Origin of the sequence: Candidatus Angelobacter sp. (genome assembly GCA_035607015.1) — a bacterium.
Lineage (GTDB): Bacteria > Verrucomicrobiota > Verrucomicrobiia > Limisphaerales > AV2 > AV2.
The window spans coordinates 1-4335 of sequence record DATNDF010000389.1; the positions used below are offsets into that span (position 1 = coordinate 1).

Genomic DNA, 4335 nt, shown 5'->3' on the forward strand with positions numbered 1-4335 from the left:
AGTCCCGATTTGAGCCTGCTTGGATTGCTGCCCCGCGTCGTCTACACGCAGGATTTCACCGGCGGGAACGGCCGGGATCTGTACGGCCATGGCACGCACGTGGCGGGAATTGTCGGTGCCAACGGAATCGCGTCGAAATGCCTCGGCTGCACGCGTTCGCTCGTTGGCATCGCTCCAGGCGCCAATCTGATCAATCTTCGAGTCCTGGATGCGAACGGCCAAGGCTCCGACAGCCAGGTGATTGCCGCGATCGAGCGCGCCATCGCCTTGAAGAGTCAATACAACATTCGCGTCATCAATCTTTCACTCGGGCGTCCGGTCTATGAAAGCTATAAACAGGACCCGCTGTGCAAGGCGGTGGAGGCGGCTTGGAAGGCCGGTATTGTGGTGGTGGTTGCCGCGGGTAACGACGGCCGCGACAATTCCGTTGGAAACGACGGATACGGCACGATCCTGTCGCCGGGCAACGATCCGTCCGTGATCACGGTGGGCGCAATGAAAGCCATGAGCACTTACCCGCGCACCGACGATCTCATCGCCAGTTACAGCTCCAAGGGACCCTCGGCGATCGATTATGTTGTGAAGCCGGACATCCTGGCTCCCGGCAACCATGTTGTGTCGCTGCTCGCGCCGGGATCCACTCTGGCCAGCGATCCGAGCGACTTTGTTCCGCTGTCCTACTATGAATCCACCGGGAGCAACACGACCTCCGGGAAGTTCCTGATGCTGAACGGAACCAGCATGGCAACCCCGGTGGTAAGCGGTGCCGTGGCCGACATATTGCAGGGACAACCGTCGCTGACGCCCGACCAGGTGAAAGCCCGCCTCATGAAAACCGCTTACAAGACGTTCCCAGCCTCCAGCACTGCGGTCGATCCGGTGACGGGTCAAAGCTTTGTGAGCGAATACGACATCATGACCGTCGGCGCCGGCTACCTTGACGTCGCGGCCGCGCTTGCCAATCGAGACCTTGCCACCGGCTCGGCCATGTCGCCGACCGTTCGTTACGACCCGTCGTCCGGGAAGGTTTATCTCGTCGACGATCCCTCGTCTACCTGGGACGACACCGACGTCTATTCAGGCACGGCGGTTGGCGGAACCAAGGGTGTTTGGGGTACGCAATCCGTCTGGGGAACTTCGCTCGTCGATGCGAACAAGGCCGTGTGGGGTAACAAGGGAGTTTGGGGTACCAGCTCGGTTTCAGGTTTCCAGGCGATCTGGGGAGAGAAAGGCGTGTGGGGTACCAAGGGAGTTTGGGGCACTTCAGGTCCCGATGGACAGAAGGGAGTGTGGGGTACGGACTCTTCCACGTCGGATTCCGACGCGTATTTCAGCGTCGTTCAACCCTGAAAAACGCGCAAATGAGCGCGCAAAAGCCCGCTAAAACGACCCTTCGGGCGTCATTTTCGCGGGTTTTTTGCGCTTTTGGCCTGGTAGTGTCCTGTGCAAGCAACGCACCACAGGACACTACCCTCGTGTTGGCCTTTTCGGTCGGTCGCCGAAGCCTTCATCATGCGATGGGCCTCATGCGCAAATTGCGCCGCGCTACCTCCGATGACCGTTTCCAACTCAGCACGGACGGTCTTCAGTCTTACATCGCCGCCGTGGATGAAATGGTCTCAGATTGCTGCGATTTCGCCCAGCTCGTCAAAATCTATGCAGCGCCGCGCGAGGGCGAACACCGCTACTCGCCCGCTGACATAGTGGAGGCAGTCCCAGTTCGGATTAGCGGAAATCCCGATCCGGCCCGCATTTGCACTTCGCATGTGGAGTGCTTCAACCTTACGTTGCGCATGGGCATTCGTCGGATGACACGGCTAACGAACACCTTCAGTAAAAAGCTGGAGAACCACAAAGCCGCAATCGCACTCCATATCGCCTATTACAACTTCTGCCGAATCCACCAGAGCTTGCGCGTTACTCCTGCGATGGAATCCGGCATCACAGATAGGGTTTGGACTATTGCGGATCTCCTGAATGCCTAAGATCAAAATCGGAAACAATTCCACTGCCCCCAGCCGCGTCGTCCAAGTAAAAAACGACACCGCGCTCCGTTCCATAGCCAGCCAAATACGATCGATAAGCTTGTCTAATCTGCATCGGCTGGCAGTCTTCTCGTTGTTGTCCGTTGCCCCTGCGTATGGGACCACCGTCATAGCCGTGACGACCAATGATTCCGCCTATCTTGGAGCGGATAGCCGCACACAGCCGTCTGGCTCCATCTGCAAGATAGTTGCTCGGAATGGCGTCGCTGTCGGATTCAGCGGACTCTTGCGGGATAGCGCGACTGGGTACGATGTGGCCCGCGATATCAACACGGCTCTCTCTGGTAGCCGCGATCTGGTACAGGCTCTCAATTCGCTGAGAACCGACATTGGGCCAGGACTCGGCCGAAGCCTGGAATGGGGACGCCGCAACGCGCCCAAGGAATACCGGGCTTTTGATGGAAAGCAGGCGCTGAGCATTCTCGTGATCGGATTCAGCAGCAATGCCCCGTCGATTTCCGTGATCTCGTGGACCGCGCAAAACGGAAGGGTTATTCGCCAAGATGGACGTGAGCTTGGGCCGAATCAGTTCAACGGAATCGGTACGCTCGATGCCCTTATCTCGTATTTGAGCCTCAACCGGCAATGGTTTCAAGCGCCGCCGCAACAGCGAATCCAGAGCGCCCTCGAAATCGAAAATAGTGCGGCCCCCGCCGAAGTCGGGCCGCCATTCTCGATTGTCCAGATAGACCGGCGCGGTGTCCGTTGGCTGAACCGTGGGCCCTGCGAAGAGAGCCATTAAAAGACCAGCATGTTTATACTCCTAAATCTTTCAAGCGGGCCAATAGATCGGATCGACGTTCTCGTGCTTTCCTGAGATCGGCGATCACTGAAAGCAATTCAAGCTGCTGCACTCCCCTTACCGCTGCTTCTAGCCCTTCAGCCTCTTCGCCGGTGGCCCTGGAGAATTTTTCAATATTTTGTCCGGTGCGCGATACTAGTTCTGCCAAGTTCGCTAACTGAGCCTGTAATGCCGCAATGTTTTTATTACATTCAGCGCGTTCTCTTACGAGCCGCCCGACGACTTCATCCTGTTGCCTTTGTTCCATCACTTGTCGTACTAGCACAACCTGTCAACAGCGTCCAGAGTGATACAATCTGCTGGTCGTTCATGCGGTGAACCAACGAATAAGGAAATGTGGGAAAAAATTGCGACCCAGCTTGACAATCGCCAAATTACTCGTTCCCGCGCCCGCAAGCCGTTGAAACCAAACACTGAATAATCATTCATTCATCTCAGCAACGCACCACAGGACACTACCGTTGGCCTCGAGCGGTTGACAGGCTCTTTCCTGGTGTGTAAATATACAGTCTGTTGAATAAATATTCTCAGACGAGGGTAAATAGGATGGCAAGTCTGAAAGTCGCCCCTCGGCCGACCGCGAAGGTTCCGGCTCGGATGGCGGCGTCCGATTTTATCTCCGACCTAGACCTGAGCAACGAGGAATTGTTGCAGCTATTAGACTTGGCGCAACAGGTAAAGGGTCATCCCGCGCGCTACGCGCACTCTCTCTCTGGCCGGTATTTGAGCCTGCTGTTCGAAAAGCCCTCCCTGCGGACCCGGTTCACGTTTGAATTGGCGATCAAGCAGTTGGGCGGCGACTCGGTCCTTTCCACCGGCATCATCGGCGACCGTGAACCATTGAAAGATATGGCCCGCAACCTGGACCGGTGGACAAATGCTATTGTTGCGCGAACCTTTTCGCAGAAGACGCTTGAGGAACTGGCCAAATGGTCGGGCGTGCCGGTCATTAATGCGTTGAGCAACCGGTTTCATCCATGCCAGGCGCTTGCCGATGTGATGACGATCAAGGAGCGGTTAGGCGATTTGCGGGGCCTGAAGCTGGCGTTCGCCGGAGACGGCAACAACGTGGCCCATTCACTGATGCTCTCGGCGGCGCGGCTGGGAATGGATTTCGCGCTAGCCTCTCCCGAAGGCTATGAAGCCGACGCGGAGATTGTTGCGCAAGCGAAAGCATTGGCGGCGGTTTCGGGCGCGGATCTGACTTTAACGAACAATCCGGTTGAAGCGGTGTCCAGCGCGCACGCGGTCTACACGGATGTATGGACCAGCATGGGTCAAGAGAAAGAGGCCGAGCAGCGGCGGAAAGACTTTCAGCCGTTCCAGGTGAACGAAAGCCTGTTGGCTCAGGCACGGCCGGACGCGATTTTCCTGCATTGCCTGCCCGCCAAACGTGGCGAGGAAGTAACCGACGGGGTGATCGAAAGCTCGCAATCGGCGGTGTTCGATCAGGCGGAAAACCGGCTGCACGCGCAGAAAGCGCTGTTG

5 protein-coding genes are annotated in these 4335 nt (G+C 57.2%); 4 read left to right on the plus strand and 1 reads right to left on the minus strand.

Annotated features, from left to right (window positions below):
- From VN887_15540 to VN887_15550, 3 genes are all read left to right on the plus strand, one after another.
- Nucleotides 1–1350: S8 family peptidase (locus tag VN887_15540; protein ID HXT41418.1), on the plus strand; the 1350-nt coding region annotated here is incomplete at its 5' end.
- A gap of 11 nt (nucleotides 1351–1361) precedes the next feature.
- Nucleotides 1362–1985, plus strand: coding sequence for a hypothetical protein (locus VN887_15545; protein ID HXT41419.1), 624 nt, complete (start codon nucleotides 1362–1364; stop codon nucleotides 1983–1985).
- Nucleotides 1978–2787, plus strand: coding sequence for a hypothetical protein (locus VN887_15550; GenBank protein ID HXT41420.1), 810 nt, complete (start codon nucleotides 1978–1980; stop codon nucleotides 2785–2787). Before VN887_15545 ends, VN887_15550 begins: the two co-directional genes overlap by 8 nt.
- Before the next feature lie 13 nt (nucleotides 2788–2800).
- On the opposite strand, the gene VN887_15555 is transcribed toward VN887_15550, so the two are convergent.
- Entirely contained in the window at nucleotides 2801–3094 is a 294-nt protein-coding gene (locus VN887_15555) for a hypothetical protein (protein ID HXT41421.1), read from the minus strand.
- Nucleotides 3095–3444: 350 nt separating this feature from the next.
- Between VN887_15555 and argF the strand changes: the two genes are divergently transcribed.
- Nucleotides 3445–4335: ornithine carbamoyltransferase (argF, locus tag VN887_15560; GenBank protein HXT41422.1), on the plus strand; the 891-nt coding region annotated here is incomplete at its 3' end.